Source organism: Streptomyces spinoverrucosus, from assembly GCF_006539505.1.
GTDB classification, from domain to species: Bacteria; Actinomycetota; Actinomycetes; order Streptomycetales; family Streptomycetaceae; genus Streptomyces; species Streptomyces spinoverrucosus.
Genome location: NZ_BJND01000007.1, coordinates 282,053 through 298,090 on the forward strand (window position 1 = coordinate 282,053; position 16,038 = coordinate 298,090).

13 protein-coding genes and 1 pseudogene are annotated in these 16,038 nt (G+C 71.3%); 5 read left to right on the forward strand and 9 right to left on the reverse strand.

The genetic code is table 11. The features are described from left to right. Positions 1-103 precede the first annotated feature (103 nt). Positions 104-1,126: a Gfo/Idh/MocA family protein gene (locus SSP24_RS05695; protein ID WP_141307660.1), complete on the forward strand. Its 1,023-nt coding sequence runs from the start codon at positions 104-106 to the stop codon at positions 1,124-1,126. Between the two features lie 315 nt (positions 1,127-1,441). Here the strand turns inward: SSP24_RS05695 and SSP24_RS05700 are convergent, their stop codons facing one another. The 5 genes from SSP24_RS05700 to SSP24_RS05720 form a co-directional block, all read right to left on the reverse strand. Then, the gene (locus SSP24_RS05700) at positions 1,442-2,653 is read right to left on the reverse strand and encodes an RNA polymerase sigma factor (RefSeq protein ID WP_141307661.1); all 1,212 of its coding nucleotides are present in this window, start codon (positions 2,651-2,653) and stop codon (positions 1,442-1,444) included. Beyond that, positions 2,650-3,006: a YciI family protein gene (locus SSP24_RS05705; RefSeq protein WP_141307662.1), complete on the reverse strand. Its 357-nt coding sequence runs from the start codon at positions 3,004-3,006 to the stop codon at positions 2,650-2,652. The genes SSP24_RS05700 and SSP24_RS05705 overlap by 4 nt, the downstream gene beginning before the upstream one ends. A 12-nt stretch (positions 3,007-3,018) precedes the next feature. Continuing rightward, positions 3,019-3,501, reverse strand: coding sequence for a VOC family protein (locus SSP24_RS05710; protein WP_141307663.1), 483 nt, complete (start codon positions 3,499-3,501; stop codon positions 3,019-3,021). Between the two features lie 106 nt (positions 3,502-3,607). Continuing rightward, positions 3,608-4,285 (reverse strand): response regulator transcription factor, encoded by a 678-nt coding sequence (locus SSP24_RS05715; protein WP_141307664.1) that lies wholly within the window; start codon positions 4,283-4,285, stop codon positions 3,608-3,610. Between the two features lie 265 nt (positions 4,286-4,550). Further along, a complete protein-coding gene (locus tag SSP24_RS05720) occupies positions 4,551-5,825 on the reverse strand; it encodes a sensor histidine kinase (protein ID WP_174864597.1) in 1,275 nt (424 codons plus the stop codon). A gap of 171 nt (positions 5,826-5,996) precedes the next feature. On the opposite strand from SSP24_RS05720, the gene SSP24_RS05725 reads away from it, so the two are divergent. The 3 genes from SSP24_RS05725 (at position 5,997) to SSP24_RS45265 (ending at position 7,287) form a co-directional block, all read left to right on the forward strand. Continuing rightward, complete coding sequence (locus SSP24_RS05725; protein ID WP_141307666.1) at positions 5,997-6,197, forward strand: hypothetical protein; 201 nt, start codon at positions 5,997-5,999, stop codon at positions 6,195-6,197. 127 nt (positions 6,198-6,324) lie between these two features. Then, on the forward strand, positions 6,325-6,711 hold the full coding sequence (locus SSP24_RS05730; protein ID WP_141307667.1) for a guanyl-specific ribonuclease: 387 nt from the start codon (positions 6,325-6,327) through the stop codon (positions 6,709-6,711). 63 nt (positions 6,712-6,774) lie between these two features. Further along, positions 6,775-7,287: an alpha/beta fold hydrolase gene (locus SSP24_RS45265; protein ID WP_373306633.1), complete on the forward strand. Its 513-nt coding sequence runs from the start codon at positions 6,775-6,777 to the stop codon at positions 7,285-7,287. On the opposite strand, the gene SSP24_RS05740 is transcribed toward SSP24_RS45265, so the two are convergent. Beyond that, positions 7,284-8,282 (reverse strand): LacI family DNA-binding transcriptional regulator, encoded by a 999-nt coding sequence (locus SSP24_RS05740; RefSeq protein WP_141307767.1) that lies wholly within the window; start codon positions 8,280-8,282, stop codon positions 7,284-7,286. The genes SSP24_RS45265 and SSP24_RS05740 overlap by 4 nt on opposite strands. A 280-nt stretch (positions 8,283-8,562) precedes the next feature. Here SSP24_RS05740 and SSP24_RS05745 point away from each other — a divergent pair, with 280 nt between their 5' ends. Further along, positions 8,563-10,632 carry a glycoside hydrolase gene (locus SSP24_RS05745; RefSeq protein ID WP_141307668.1) on the forward strand — a complete coding sequence of 690 codons (2,070 nt, stop codon included), beginning with the start codon at positions 8,563-8,565 and terminating at the stop codon, positions 10,630-10,632. 104 nt (positions 10,633-10,736) lie between these two features. Here SSP24_RS05745 and SSP24_RS05750 read toward each other — a convergent pair whose 3' ends face one another. The 3 genes and pseudogenes from SSP24_RS05750 to SSP24_RS05760 form a co-directional block, all read right to left on the reverse strand. After that, a complete protein-coding gene (locus SSP24_RS05750; protein WP_141307669.1) occupies positions 10,737-14,207 on the reverse strand; it encodes a S8 family serine peptidase in 3,471 nt (1,156 codons plus the stop codon). Between the two features lie 174 nt (positions 14,208-14,381). Beyond that, positions 14,382-15,005: a dihydrofolate reductase family protein gene (locus tag SSP24_RS05755; protein ID WP_141307670.1), complete on the reverse strand. Its 624-nt coding sequence runs from the start codon at positions 15,003-15,005 to the stop codon at positions 14,382-14,384. A gap of 107 nt (positions 15,006-15,112) precedes the next feature. Continuing rightward, positions 15,113-15,938, reverse strand: a pseudogene (locus SSP24_RS05760) (AIM24 family protein). Between the last annotated feature and the right edge of the window lie 100 nt (positions 15,939-16,038).

The following is a 16,038-nucleotide window of genomic DNA, read 5'->3' on the forward strand; positions in this document are numbered from 1 at the left end:
GGGCCTGAGCGTAGCTCTGTGACGGGTTGACGGGAAGTTGTGAAGTCCGATTGTCCGGACATAAGCATTGACAGTGCGGTGAGTCGAGCCCCACTTTGTTCTCATGCGCATCGGGGTCATCGGTACGGGTCGCATCGGCACCATTCATGCGAACACGCTCAGCCGCCACCGTGACGTGGGCTCCCTGATCCTCACGGACACGGACCCCGTGCGGGCGCAGGAGCTGGCACTCCGGCTCGGGGAGACGGCCGCGCCGGGCGTGGACGAGATCTTCCGGTGGGGCGTGGACGCGGTGGTGATCACGACGGCGACCGCGGCGCACGCCGATCTGATCGGCCGGGCGGCGCGTTCGGGGCTGCCGGTGTTCTGCGAGAAGCCGATCGCGCTCGACCTGCCCGGCTCGCTGCTCGCGATCGCCGAGGTCGAGACGGCCGGAACGATCCTGCAAATGGGCTTCCAGCGCCGCTTCGACGCGGGCTACACGGGTGCCCGCGAGGCGGTACGCTCCGGGCGGCTCGGCCGGCTGCACACCGTGCGGGCGATGACCTCCGACCAGGCGCCGCCGCCGGTGGCGTATCTGCCGCTGTCCGGCGGGCTGTACCGGGACACCCTGATCCACGACTTCGACGTACTGCGCTGGGTGACGGGGCATGAGGTGACGGAGGTGTACGCCGCCGGGTCCGACGCCGGTCCCGCGATGTTCCGCGAGGCCGGGGACGTCGACACCGCGGCCGTGGTACTCACCCTCGACGACGGCACCCTGGCGACGGCCACCGCGACGCGGCTGAACGGCGCGGGCTACGACGTGCGGATGGAGCTCGCCGGGGAGCTCGACCAGGTCGTGGTCGGCCTGGACGACCGTACGCCGATCGCGTCCACCGAGCCGACCGGGCCACCGGCCGCCAGCAAGCCGTGGACCACCTTCCTGGAGCGGTTCGGGCCCGCCTACGAGGCCGAGCTGAACGCCTTCGTCGAGGTGGTGCGCGGCGAACGGGCCAACCCCTGCGACGGCCGCGAGGCCCTGCAGGCCCTACGGATCGCCGAGGCCTGCGAGCTCTCTCGCCGGGAGCACAGACCCGTCCGGCTCGCGGAGATCCCGGGCGGGGCGGAGCCGGTGCTGCGGTAGGAGGCGGGGGCGTGTGGCTGCCGTTCGCTGCCGGTGCAATGCCCTTCGGGCCCCCGGCCTGCGCTCGCCTCGCGATTTCCGACCGCGTAGCCGCGCACGCGTGGGCGACGGTGCGCTGCCGCCGTGGCGGGCCACCGCGCAGGTGCGGCGGGCGAGTGGCGAGCCGGATACTTCCCGATCAGCTCCTCGTCGAGGAACGTCACCCCCATCCCGGCGCCGTCCTTGGACAGCCGTAGGTCGGCGAGCGCGGCGCGCGCCTCCTCGTACCCCACCACGAGCCCTCCCTACCGTCGCCGCGACAACGGACGGCGCCGCCTAGCTCCAGGCAATCCGCTCCTGCAAGACGGCCTGTTCCGCGGGGTTGGCGGTCAGTTCGAGGGCGCGACGGTCGGCGTCGCGGGCCTGGTCGGGGTCGCCGAGCGCACGCAGGAGTTCGGCGCGGGTGGCGTGGAAGAGGTGGTAGCGGTCCAGCTCGGCCGCGAGGCTGTCCACCTCGGTCAGTGCGGCGCGCGGGCCCGTGACGTAGCGCAGGGCGATGGCCCGGTGCAGGCGGGTGACGGGGGACGGCGCGAGGTGCAGCAGCATGTCGTAGAGGATCACGATCTGCTTCCAGTCGGTGTCCTCCCAGCGTTCGGCCTCGGCGTGACAGGCGACGATCGCGGCCTGGAGCTGGTACGGACCCGGTCGCCGCGCCTTCGCCGCGCGGGTCAGCAGCCGGGTGGCGTCGCCGATCGCCTCCCGGTCCCACCGGGACCGGTCCTGGTCCTGGAGCAGCACCAGTCCGCCCTCGGGGCCGAAGCGGGCGGCCGTGCGGGCGCGGTGCAGCCGGATCAGCGCGAGCAGTCCCGCCACCTCCGGTTCGGCCGGCATGAGCCGGTGGAGCAGGGTCGCCAGCCATTCGGCGTCGTCGACGAGGTCGCGTGACTGCGCCCGCTCGGCGGTGGACAGGTAGCCCTCGTTGAACAGCAGGTAGATGACCGCGAGGACGCCGGACAGGCGGGCGCCCAGCTCGTCGGCGTCGGGGATCCGGTACGGGATGCCCGCATCCGTGATCTTTCGCTTGGCGCGGGTGATCCGCTGGGCCACGGTGGATTCGCGTACGAGGAACGCGCGGGCGATCTGGGCGGTGGTCAGCCCGCACACCACGCGCAGGGTGAGCGCGATCTGCGCCTGCTGGGACAGCGCCGGGTGGCAGCAGGTGAAGATCAGCCGCAGTCGTGCGTCCGGTTCCGGCTGGACCGGCCACTGGAGCTCTTCCAACTGCTTCAGCTGCTCCACCTTGCTCCGGTACCTGCTCTCGCGGCGCAGCAGGTCCAGGCCGCGCCGCCGGGCGACGGTGAACAGCCAGGCGTCCGGCCGCTGGGGGATGCCGTCCGCCGGCCAGTGCCGGAGGGCGGCCAGCACGGCGTCCTGGACCAGATCTTCCGCCGTCGCGAAGTCCCCGGTCACATGCACGAGCGCGGCCGCCAGCCGGCCCGCGTGCTCTCGCACCACGCGGGCCAGCTGGTCGTGCGGCGCCTGAGTCATCCGACCGGAGTGGTGACGTCCACCGGGCGGATCTCCACGACCGGGCAGCCCGGCCAGGACTTGGCGATGCGCAGCGCCTCGTCGAGGTCGGCGACGTCGATCTCCACGTAGCCGCTGATCACCTCCTTGCCCTCCACGAAAGGACCGTCGACGACGACCGGATCGCCGCCCTCCAGCCGTACCGTCGTCGCGGTTTCCGCTGGCTGGAGCTTCTGGCCGCCCGTGATCCTGCCCGCGTGGGCCTCCCACCACTCGTGGACCCGCGCGAACGCCCGTTCCCGTTCGGCCGGTCCCATCGCCTGCAGTTCGTTGGCGAACTGCTCGGTCTCCACGAACATCAGCACATACTTCATGCGCTCCACCTCCTAGCCCTCGGCCCCGCTGTGCAGGTCGGCCAGCCGTCGCGCCATCTCGTCCGGCGCCACGTCCTCCACGTGCGTCGCGACGACCCATCCATGCCCGAAGGGGTCCACGATGTAGCCGTCCCGGTCGCCGTAGAACTGGTCCTGGGGCGGCCGCTGGAGCGTCGCGCCGCGCTCCACGGCCCGGGCGACGACGGCGTCCACCTCCTCGACGTACAGGAACAGGAACGCGGGCGAGCCGGTCAGGCCGCCGGCCGGCGGTGCCTTGGTGCCCCGCTCCGGCGACTCGTCCTCGACGATGACGACCGAGTCCCCGATCTGCACCTCGGCGTGGGCTACGGTCCCGCCCGGGCCCGGGAAGCGCATGCGTTCGGTCGCCCCGAACACCTCGGCGTAGAAGTCGAGGGCCTTCGCCGCGCCCTGGACGATGAGACAGGGGGTGATGCGACGGTATGCGTCCGGGATCGGTTTCGGCTTGGTGGTCACGGGGGTGTGCCTCCACTGGGTCGACGGGCTTCATGCCCTCTCACCAGTAAGACGTCCGGCGTACGCCCCGATACGACACCCCGCCGAGGAAGTTTTCGCCGGGACGCTAGTCCCCGTCCCCGTCTGCGTCGAGGAGTCCCGCGTCGTACGCCAGCAGCGCGATCTGTACGCGGTTGTTGAGGTCGAGCTTGGCGAGGATGCGGGAGACGTGGGTCTTGACGGTGGCCACGCTCATGAACAGCTCCGTCGCGATGTCGGCGTTGGCCAGGCCCCGGCCGACCGCGACGGCGACCTCGCGCTCGCGGTCGTTGAGGGCGGCGATGCGTTCCCGCGCGCGGGCGCGCCGGGTGTCGGCGGCGGTGCCGGCCGCGTGCTCCATCAGCTGGCGGGTGACGGTGGGCGACAGCACCGGGTCACCGGCGGCGACCCGGCGCACGGCGTCGAGGATCTCGGCGGGCGGGGTGTCCTTGAGGACGAACCCGGCGGCGCCCGCGCGCAGCGCCCGCAGCACCTGTTCGTCGGCGTGGAAGGTGGTCAGGACCACGACCTGAGGGGCGTCCGGACGGGCGCGCAGCCGCTCGGTGGCGGTGAGGCCGTCGACCGTCGGCATCCGGATGTCCATCAGTACGACGTCCGGGCGCGTGCGGTCGACGAGCGTCTCGACCTCGCCGCCGTCGGCGGCCTCGCCGACGATCCGGATGTCGTCGGCGCCGCCCATCATGAAGGACAGTCCGGCCCGCACCAGGGGGTCGTCGTCGACGAGAAGCACTCTGATCGCAGTCATGGCCCTCACGTAATCACGGTTGCGTCGGGCGGCCGGCACGGTCCTGCTGCAGGGCGGGCAGCGCGGCGTGCGCAGCGGCGGTGCCTGCCGCCCGGCCGCAGGGTGGCCAGTGCGGCTGGTACGGACCCGGCCCCCCGAAACTCACTGTGCTGCCCCCTCCCGGAACGCGCCCTCCTGATGGCCGCACCGCCGTCGGCCCAACACCACCACCACGCACTGCTCAACTGCCCTCCCGCGACAGCGACATGGGAGGATACGTGATCGCTCACGGGCCGGGCGCACCCCACGGCAGCCAGGCCCGCACCTCGAAGCCCCCGTCCGGCCGCGCCCCGTGCTCCAGCCGTCCCCCGGCCAGCGTCGCGCGCTCGGTCAGGCCGATCAGGCCCTGCCCGGAGCCGGGGACGTGGGGGACCTCGCCGTCGGGGGCGGGGTTGCGCACGCTGATGGTGAGGCCCTCGCCCGGCGCGCCGGTCACCGACACCGTGACCTCGGTGCCGGGGGCGTGCTTGCGGGCGTTGGTCAGCCCCTCCTGGGCGATGCGGTAGGCGGTGCGGCCGATCGAGGCGGGGACGGCGGCCGGGTCGGTGACCCGCAGGCCGAGGGTGACCTTGGTACCGGCCTCGCGGGACTCCGCGACCAGCGCGTCGAGGGCGGCGAGCGTCGGCTGGGGACGGCCCGCGTCATCGGGCTCGCCCGCCCGCAGGACGCCGATGATCTCCCGCAGGTCCTGCAAGGCCTCGTGCGCGCTCTCCCGGATGACACCGGCGGCCCGCGCGACCTCCTCGCGGGGCGCGTCCGGCCGGAACTCCAGCGCGCCCGCGTGCACGCTCAGCAGGGTCAGCCGGTGGGCCAGCACGTCGTGCATCTCGCGGGCGATGGCCTCACGCGCGAGCCGCTGCGCCTGCTCGGCGCGCAGATGGGCCTCCGTCTCGGCGCGCCGGGCGCGGTCGCGCAGGCTGAACATCAGCTGCCGTTTGGACCTGACGAGCATGCCCCAGCCGATGACGCAGACGGCGAGCAGCACGGTGAACGCGACGGCCACCAGGTACGGCAGGTCGGGTTCCGGACGCAGCCAGAAGAAGAGCGGGATCAGGGCGGTGGAGATGCCGCCGATCCAGGCCACGTACCGGAAGGGCCGGTGCACCGCGAGGGTGAAGAAGGCGACCATGCCGACGCCGCCCGCGGTGTTGGAGATGAAGCCGACCGGGATCATCGCGATCGCGAGCCCGACCGGCCAGCGGCGGCGCAGCCACACCGCGGCGCAGGACAGCGCTCCGAGCCACTGGTCGACGACCAGGAGGGCGTGCGGGGTGTTCTCCGGGGTCATGGAGTCCGCGGCCAGCAGGCCGACGACGATGGCCACGAAGAAGCAGGAGAAGTCGACGAGCCAGTCGCGCGCAGTGCGCCGGGGCCGTCGGCCGGGCTGTCCGGCGTCGAGGTCGAGCGCGTGGATCAGGGCGGACGGGAACAGCCACCGGCGCCCCTCGAACGCCGGCGCCGTCTGCGCCGTCCTGTCACCTTGACCTGTCACGGTCGACAAATCTACGCAGGTGCCGGACCCTGCCGCCGCCCCGCGGGCGGGATCGCCGACCAAAGTCGGCGCACCGGCTACTTTCGGCGCGGTCGCGGGCGAAGATCACCGACTTCGGTCGGCCGTGCCTCGCCCCGCGGCCGATGCGTGCGGGGGGCCCACGGGGCGAGGGTCGTTCCCATGAAGCAGTTGCTGGAGTTTCTCGGAGTGATCGCCCTGGCGCAGGGCGTCATGGGTCTGGTGCACGAGTTCACCGACTGGGACATCGGCCTCGTTCAGCGGGTCGGCTTCCTCGACGGATACGAGATCTACGCGAGCGCCGCCCTGGTCGTACTGGCGTTCGCGCTGTTCGCCGCCGCGGAGAGCCGACGGTCCGGCTGAGCCCGGCATGCAGACGACATGGAGGCGTCATGGGCAGGTTAACTTCCCGAAAACTCATCGGACTTGACGGGAAAATCCGCGGAGCTGTCGTTGACATGCCCCTGTCTACGCGCGTCATCATGAGGGCATGAGATTCCCCCCACGAATCACCCGCATCGGCACCGCGGCCGCCGTCCTGTCCGCCCTCCTCATCGGCGGTACCGTCACCGCCACCCCGGCGGCCGCGGCTGTCGGCAGCATTTGCTACAGCGACCTGCCCTCCCAGGCGTACGACACGCTCGATCTCATCGAGCAGGGCGGCCCCTTCCCCTACTCGCAGGACGGCACCGTCTTCCAGAACCGGGAAGGCATCCTGCCCAGCCAGTCCACGGGCTACTACCACGAGTACACGGTGATCACCCCGGGCTCGTCGACGCGGGGTGCGCGCCGCATCGTCACCGGTGAGGAGTACCAGGAGGACTACTACACCGCGGACCACTACGCCTCGTTCGACCTCATCGACTACGACTGCTGAGGGAACGGCGCCACCAACTGGAGGTCCGGTCGGTGCTCACCGGTTCCGGTCGGCGGCCTGCTTGTGGCGCTGGTAGTTCGCGTACGGCCGGGGGCGGTCGCGCTGAGCATCTGTGACGGCGCGCAGATCGGCCTCCGGGGGCGCCGCGCCGCGCAGCAGGGCATTGAGGACCGCCTCGGTGTGGGCGCGGACGGCATGGACGGGAGCGAGATCGCTGTCCGCCGGGACCTAGTCACCTGCCTCCCCGCACAGGCGGTCACCCGCTGCGGAGTGTCGAACGGCGCTCCGGTCGGCTTCCGCCTTGCGCTCCGTCACCCCGAGCGCGTCGCCGGGCTGGTCGTGCAGAACGGCAACGCCTACCTGGAGGGACTGTCGGACACGGCCCACGATTTCATCGCGCTCACCCCGGAGACTCCTGGCGCCGAGGCCACGATCCTCGGCCTGTTCACCCTGGCCGCCACGCGTGCCCAGTACGAGGGCGCAGGCGTGGCTGCGCGCGCATCGCCCGCCGACACTGATCGCCTCACCGCCCGCTTCCTCGACCGCACCTGGGCATGCCCCCCTCGCCACGGCTAGCGTGCAGGCGGCGGTGCCGTGCTGTGGCGCAGTACGAGTCGGGTCGGGACGAGCGTCGTACCGTGTTCCGTCCCGTGAGGTCCCGCGTGCCGCATCTTGCTGAGGACTCCCTCGACGCAGAGCCGTCCCACCTCGGCGAAGTCCTGGTGGATGGTGGTGAGGGGAGGCAGGAAGGACGCCGCCTCCGGGATGTCGTCGAAGCCGACGACGCTGACGTCGTCGGGAACCCTCCGGCCGCGTTCGTGCAGGGCGCGCAGCAGGCCCAGTGCCATCTGGTCGTTGGCGGCGAACACCGCCGTGCAGTCCCGCCGGTCGGCCAGCCGGAGACCGGACCGGTAACCGGATTCGGCCGACCAGTCGCCGCGCACCAGAGGTGGCGGAACGCGGCCCGCCTCGGTGAGGGTGCCACGCCATGCGTTGGCACGGCGCTGGGCGGCGAAGGAGTCCTCGGGACCGGCCAGGTGCCACACCGTGTCGTGGCCGAGGTCCAGCAGATGTCGTACGGCGTCACGGGCTCCGCCCGCCTGGTCGGTGTCGACCACGGTGTAGCGGTCACCGGCGTCCGAGTCGGCCACCACCACCTGGACGCCGGGCGGCAGCGAGACGGTCGCCGCGTCGAGCAGGTGGATCTCCATGATGACGATGACGGCGTCCACGGCGAGTTCCCCCAGCCGGGAGAAGGCACCGTTCACCTCGTCCTGGGTGGGAACGGCGACGGGCAGGAGCGTGACGGCGTAACCGTGTTGGGCGGCGGAGGTGGCGATCGCCTCCAGGGTGCGGATGTTCCCCATGGTGGAGAGGGAGAAGGTGATCACGCCGAGGGTGCGGAACTCGCCGCGCCGGAGCGCCCGTGCCGCGCTGTTGGGTCGGTAGCCCAACTCCCGCATCGCGGCCAGGACCTGCCGACGGGTCTCCTCGGTCACTCCGGGGAAGCCGTTGGAGACACGGGAGACCGTCTGGGAGGAGACGCCGGCGAGCCGGGCCACGTCCGCCATGGAGGCGCCCTGCCGGGGGCGGGCGGCACGCCTTCTCGTACGGGCTCCCTCACCGTCGGCTGTGTCCACCCCTGCCCCTCCGTTCCCCGGCTGCGCAACTTTCGGTCCGGAACGACTCCTTGACCGTCGCGATTCGGACAGTGTAGACATCGCGCCAGCGCATGTTTACGTAAACATTCCGTGTCGAAATCGTACGAGAACGTATCGAACCGTACCGAACCGGACCGCACGCACCGCACCGCACCGCACCAACACAGGCCACGGAGTTGGAGTACTCGATATGGCACACCGCACCCGCAAGAGAAAGCTCCTGGGCGCCGTCGGCATCACCGCCCTCGCGACCGGAACCGTGCTGGCCACCACCTCACTGCCCGCCGCGCACGCCGAGACGACGGCTGCCGCGGCTTCGGTCACCGTCCGGCCCGACCCCTCCTACCAGCAGGAGAGGTTCGAGGGCTGGGGCACCAGCCTGGTCTGGTTCGCCAACGCCACCGGCGACTACCCGCCCGCGATACGGGAGAAGCTCTACCGGCTCCTCTTCAGCGACGACGGCCTCAACCTGAACATCGCCCGGTACAACATCGGCGGCGGCAACGCCCCGGACGTCAAGGACTACCTGCGCCCCGGAGGAGCGGTCGAGGGCTGGTGGAAGGCCCCGGCGGGCACCACCCGCGAGGACGTCGACTGGTGGGACGCCGACGACCCCGCCGACTGGAACAAGAACGCCGACGCCACACAGCGCTGGTGGGTGGACCGCATCAAGAAGGACATCACCCACTGGGAGACGTTCAGCAACTCGCCGCCGTGGTTCATGACGGTGAGCGGCTATGTCTCCGGTGGCTTCGACTCGTCGAAGGACCAGCTCAAGACCGAGTCCGTCGACGACTTCGCCGAGTACCTGGTGGGCGCCACCGAGCGGCTGGAGAAGGCGCACGGCATCAAGGTCGACACCCTGGACCCGTTCAACGAGCCGAACACCCCCTACTGGGGCACGCGGCTCGGCGAGGACGGCGAGCCGGTCGGCGGCCGTCAGGAAGGGGCCCACATGGGTCCCGAACTCCAGCAGCAGGTGCTCCGCGCGCTGGCCCCCGCCCTGGAGAAGTCCCGGACCGGCGCGGACATCTCCGCGATGGACGAGACCAACCCCGGCACCTTCGCCACGAACTGGAACTCCTACCCCCAGGAGGTCCGCGACCTCGTCGGCCAGATGAACGTCCACACCTACGGCACCGGCCAGCGCACCACCGTGCGCGACCTGGCCAAGGCCGCGGACAAGCCGCTGTGGATGAGCGAGGTCGAGGGCGACTGGGGCGACGGCCAGAGCTTCACGGACATGCGGCCCGGCCTCGGTCTGGCCCAGCGCATCGTCGACGACCTGCGTGAACTGGAGCCCCGTGCCTGGGTGTTCTGGCAGCCCGTCGAGGACTACGACAACATGAAGCCCGGCGGCGAGTCCGCGAAGGGCGGCAACTGGGGCGAGATCCAGATTCCCTTCAGCTGCACGTCGAAGGACACCCTGGAAACCTGTCCGATCTACACGAACACCAAGTTCGACACCGCCCGCAACTTCACCCACTACATCAAGCCCGGCGACCGGCTGATCAAGACGGACGACACCTCCAGCACCGCCGCGCTCTCCAAGAAGGGCGACGCGGCAACCGTCGTCCACGTCAACAGCACCACCGAGGCCCGTAACGTCACCCTCGACCTGTCGAAGTTCGGCCGTGTCTCCTCCCGTGCCACCGTGACCCCGGTGGTGACCAGCGCCGACGGCAAGCTGGAGCGGCAGAAGCCCGTCCGGGTCACCGGCAAGCAGGCCACCGTCACCGTGCCCGCCCAGTCCGTGACCTCCTTCCTCGTCAAGGGAGTGTCCGGCGTCGCCAAGGACGCGGCCGAGCTGAAGAAGGGCCACACCTACCGGCTGACCGGCGTCCAGAGCGGCAAGGACCTCACCATCGCCGACAACGGCACCGGCCTCGTCATCAAGAGCGCGAACTCGGCCGACCCCAGTGGTCAGCAGTGGCGGCTGGAGCAGATCAGCGGCACCGACAACCGCAAGCGGTACGTGTTCACCGAGGCCGCGGAAGGAAAGCGCCTGGCCATCCGCGACGGCGCCCTGGTGGCCGAGCGGGACGAGGGCCGCCGCGACAGCGCCGCTCAGTGGATCATGTCCACGACCGGTGACGGCACCTGGACCCTCGTCAACGCCGCCACCGGCCAGCTCCCGGACGTCTTCGGCCAGTCCACCAGCGACGGCGCCACCGTCGGTGTGTGGTGGCCGAACTCCGGCTCGAACCAGCGCTGGAAGGTGACCGACGTGACCGGCGATGCGGGTGCACGGACCGAGTAGCGCGTCAGCCCTGTAGCACCTCGTAACGGGCATCCCTCTGCGACGCCCCCGCCTCCCGCCGAATCGCGGCGGGAGGCGGGGGCGTCGCGTCATCGGGTGCCGCGTCAGCGGAAGCGGACCCGCACGCTCTCGCGTGCCGTCTCGGTGCCGCGTTCCACCAGACGTACGACGATCGTGCGGTGCCCTGCGCCGTACGACGACGTGGTCAGCCGGAACGACCAGTCGGCCAGGCCCTCGGCGGGACGCCAGGCGGCCGGGTCCACGGGAGCGTTGCGGCCGACGACCTGCCACTCGACCCGGGCGTCCGGGACGACCTGGAAACTCGTCCGCGTGGCCTGCGACGGCGTGCCGTCCCGCACCGCACGGGCGTACAGCACGTGTTGGCCCACGCCGAGGCGCCCGGCATCGGCACGCCAGGTGCCGGTGGCCTCGTCGAGCTTCGCGGAGATCGGGGAGGCGAAGCTGTCGTCGTCGACGGACACCTGAACGCGGCGGGTTTCCGGACGGCCCCCCACACCTTCCGGGTCGGTGCCGACGTCGGGGAACGAGAACCGGCCGCCGGCCACGACGATCTCGCCCTCGCGGACCTCGCCGCCGTCCGCGGGTGCCTCGATGGTGGCGCCGAAGTCGAGGCTGGAGGGCGGTAGCGCGGCCGGGTCGACCGTGACCCTCGTGGCGTGGTCCCCCTCGTAGCCGACTGCGAGCAGCGCCGTGGTGTCGGACAGCAGTTGGACGGTCAGCTGCTCCTCGGTGAAGGCGTGCCCGACGGTCTCGAACTCGATGGTGAGTTTCGCCCAGGAGCCGGTGACCGGCTGGGTGGTGGCCTTGCCGCGCCCGATCTCCCGGTCGGTGGCGAGCAGGACGACGGACGGGCCGACGAGGGCCGCCGGGGCCCGGGTCCGCACATACAGCTCGGCCCGTACCTTCGAGCCCGCGGCGAGCGACGCGTTCAAGGAGTCCGTGGACGGGTGCGCGGCCGTGGGCAGATACGGCGCCGCGGAGGACAGCGTGTCGCCGACCGCGCAGCCGTCCGCGTCGCCCGCCCGGTCGGTACGGTCCATGGTCCGCTCGCCGGAGCAGTCCGGCCCCTGGTGCAGGTAGTAGCTGAACGCCTGCTCGGAGAACGGCTTTTGGTCCTGGTCCTGTTGCTCCGCGGCCAGGGCCCTGCGCAGGACGCCCAGGGTGCCGTCGAGCGTCGCGACGTCGTCGAGACCGGCCGATACGCCGCTCGGCAGCGGTGCGGGGTCCTCGGTTCCGTCCCCGTCCCGGTCGTAGCCGCCCCAGATGCTGTCCCGGACGGCCCGGTCGGCGGCGAAGAAGTCGTCCTCCACGGGGCGTTCGGGCAGCAGGGCCCGGCCGAGCAGGACGTCCGTGGCGCGGCGCGCGGTCTCGGGCGTGGCGGCGCCGTACCCCTCGAAGAGGACGTTGCCGGCCGTGTATGGGGAGGCCAGTGGCCAGCTCGCGGAGGGCAGGTTGTCCTCGCCGAGCGGGAAGGCGTTCTTCAGGACGGCCTCGCGCAGCTCGCCCCGGGTCAGCCTGCCGTCCTTCAGGTACACGCTCTCGTCGAGCGCGGCGCCTTCGGCGACGACCTGGCCGCCCTTCTGCCCGGCCCGGGAGTCGCCGATCGCCTCGCGCACCCGCTGCAGTGTCGTACCGAAGACACCGGCTGTGTACGGCGTGGCGGCCGAGGTGCCGCTGAACTGGTCCTGGCACAGGACACCGGTGTGGCAGGCGGAGGGGAGGCTTCCGATGCCCCAGGAGGAGAGGTGCACGGGGATCCCGTCGCCGACGACGGCCCGCTGGTCGTCGCGGCGCAGCGCGCCGACGGTGATGTTCCAGTCGGGTCCGGTCTGGTCGGAGTGCCAGGTGCTGACGGGCACGTCGAAGGCGTTGCCGACGCCGTTGCCCGCGGCGAACAGGACGGTCTGGCCGCGCTCGGCGGCCTCCTTGGTGACTTCCTCGCCGCTGACGATGGGGCCGACGGGGGCGCCTCCGACGTACCCGAAGGAGTGCGAAGTGATGTCCACCCAGGGGTACTTGGTGGCGACGGTCTCGTCGAGTCCCTCGACCATGACGAGCAGGCAGCTCGGACAGTAGCCGTAGCGGTTGCCGGCCGAGACGGAGGCGGAGCCGGTGCCGTGTCCGTTGTCGTCGAGGACCGGACGGGCGCCGTCGACGCTCGACGAGTACGCCCCGATGATCTTCGTGCCCGGGATCCAGTGGAGCTGTCCGCCCTTCACCTGCTCGCCGGTCCACAGGTCCTTGTCCTCGTCGGGCAGATAGCCCTTGCCGAGGGTGACGGGGATCGCGGGGGCGGAGGCCGGGTAGCCGGGGATGTACTCCGAGGGGTGCCGGGTGAAGTTCTTCGTCAACGCCAGGACGTCCGGGTCGGGGTAGGTGCGGGCGGAGAACTCCAGGTGGTACGGGTTGATGCCGGTGTCGGCGATGCCGATGACGGTGACCGGTGGGGCCGCGTCGAGCAGGTCGGCGTCACCCACGAGCACGGAGGTGGTCTCGCGCCGTTCCAGACCCCGGGCGTCGGTGGCTTTGAGGGTGACGAGGTGGCGGCCGTCGGGCAGTTCCGGGGTGACGGTGTTGCCCGTGCCGTCGTCGAAGCGGCCGTCGCCGTCCAGGTCCCAGGCCGCGGCCACGGGGTCCGTGCCGCCGGTGACCGTGCCGCCGAGCCGCTGCTCGGTGCCCGTCTCGAACCTGTACGGGCCCCCGGCCTTCACCTCGGGCCGCGGGTCGGCGGAGACCTCGTGGGCGACGACCTGCGCCGTCACGTCGGCCGTGACGGTGGCCCATTTGACGGCTACGACCTTCCAGGTGCCCTCGGCCGGGGAGGCCACGGACGTCTTCTCCGGGTGCCCGGCCGACTCCGACCGCGCCACGACCTTCCCGGTCGGGTCGGTGACCCGCAGGTCGTAGTCCTGCTCCGGCGTCGTCCAGGACAGGGCGACGTCCAGGGACCGCACACCGGAGGGCACGTCGAAGGGGAACTCGACGGTCTGCTCGGCGGGGAAGACACCGGGTGTCGGGTCGGTCCTTGTCTCGTCGAGCAGTTCGCTGCTCGTCTGCTCGCCCACGACGGCCTTCACGGTGTCGCTCGTGCCGGCGCCCGCGGCATCGGTGACGGTGAGCCGGATCTCGTACGTCCCTGGAGCCAGCCCTGTCGTGTCGAAGGCGGGGCTCGCCGAGTCCGCGCCGGTCAGCTTGCCGTGCTCGGTGGTCCAGGACCAGGTGTAGGGGGCGGTGCCGCCGTAGGCGCTGCCGAGGAGGGGGGCCTTGTCGCCTGCGACGACGAAGGGGCTGTCGCCCGCGTCCGCGTGCAACGGCAAGGTCTCCACGGGTGGTGGGGCGCCGGTGCGTGCCGTACCGGCCACGTCGACCGTCCCGCTCACCGGCTGCTTGACCGTGCCGTCCGCGGTGACGTGCTGACCGCCGACGGACGTGACCGCGACGAGGGGGCCGTCCGCCGCGACGGCACCCGCGGCGGGCAGCAGCGACAGGGACAGGGCCAGCGATGTGACGGCGGCGAGGCGGCGTCTGCGAGATCCTCGGGATGAACCAACCACATGAACTCCTGGCAGTAGTAGACGCACCGGCTGACCCGGGCGCGCCTCCTGAGCGGCCGGTCAACCGGGCGTTGCCCGATCATGTGGGGGTGGCGAACAGAACCTACCCTTCCGGATACAGCCCGTACACAGGTTCGCGTGAACACGGGAACGTGAACCGAGGGGGAGCGACGTCTATGCGTTCTCGGGGAGGTCGAACGAGCCGTACTCGGGGCGTCCGGCCAGGTCGTACGTCTGGATGGACACGCCCGTCGAGGTGATCCGGCCGCCGGTGTGCCGGAAGGCGGTCGGGACGATGCCTTCGGTGAACAGGCGGCGGCCGGCGCCGAGCACGACCGGGAAGGTCAGCAGGTGCACGGTGTCGACGAGGCCGAGGTTGAGCAGGGACTGGGCGAGCGCGCCGCTGCCGTGCACCTGGAGCTCGCCGTCGGTGTTCTCCTTCAGGGCGGTGACCTCCTTGGCGAGGTCGCTGATGACGGTCGTGCCGGACCACTCGGGGTCGGTGAGGGAGGCGGAGGCGACGTACTTCGGCATGCTGTTCAGCCGGGAGGCGATCAGGTTGTCGGGGTCGGTCACCTTCGGCCAGTACGCGGCGAAGATCTCGTACGTACGGCGGCCGAGGAGGAACGCGCCTACCTGCTGGAAGACCTCGTCGATGAACTGTCCGAAGTCGTCGTCGGCGTAGGGAAAGACCCAGCCGCCCTGCTCGAAGCCGTCGCGGGTGTCCTCCTGGGGGCCGCCCGGGGCCTGGTAGACGCCGTCGAGGGTGACGAAGCTGTTGAGAACGAGCTTGCCCATGGGGTGCCTTCTTCCTGGATCCGTGTGGGGTGGGGTCTGCGTTCATCAGGTTTCATCAGGTCTGACCCCATCGGCACCCGCAACTCATCGGTGGCCCGCGCGAAAACTCAGCCGGCGTGCGTTGAGAACAGTCCTCCCGTGGGGCCCTGCTTGTCGCCGCCCTGGGCCTTCTTCAGCGCGTTGGCGAGGCCCTCGATGGTCATCGACTGCAGGATGACGCTGCCGTTGCCCTCCAGGGTCGCCAGCGATAGGCCCTCGCCGCCGAACACGGCGTTCATCAGGCCCTGGCGGTTGAGGCCGCCGACGCGCTGGACGCCGTACTCGATGCCCTCCTCGAAGGCCACCACGCAGCCGGTGTCGACCTCGATGCGGCCGCCGAAGTCGGCCGGGTTGAGGTCGATGAAGTTGCCTGCGCCCGCGATGATCACCGTGCCGCGCCCGGTGAACTTCTCCAGGATGAAGCCCTCGCCGCCCTTCATGCCGGTCCGCCCGCCCTGGAAGGCGATGCCGAACTCGACGGTGGACTCGGCGGCCACGAAGGCGTCCTTCTCGGCGAACCACGCGCGCTTGCCGTCGAGTTCCAGGGCGCGCATCTCACCAGGGAGGACGCCCGCGAAGCCGACGGTGCCCTCGCCGCCCTGCGCGGTGAAGTACTGGAACGCCAGCGACTCGCCCGCCAGCGCACGCTGGCCGACCTGCATGGCGGTGCCCATGGCCTGGCGCAGCAGGCCGCCCATGCCCGCCGCGGCGGCGCCCGGATCCGCCGCCCTGTGTCGCGCCGCCGGCCGACGGGCCGGTCAGCCGGGTCTCCATGGTCACGTTCGCGGTTTTGAACAGGAACTTTCCCGCCTCGCAGTACACGGTCTGGCCCGGTCGCAGGGTGACGACCGCCATCTGCATGGCGTTGCCGACGATCTCTTGCTGAAGTGTCACGTGGGGAGAACGCGGGAGGTGAGGCCGGGAGTTCCTGGCGCGCCACGTCGGTGTCCGTTCGCCGCCAGCACTCTCGTGGGGTCGCCGCTGGAATGGGCGT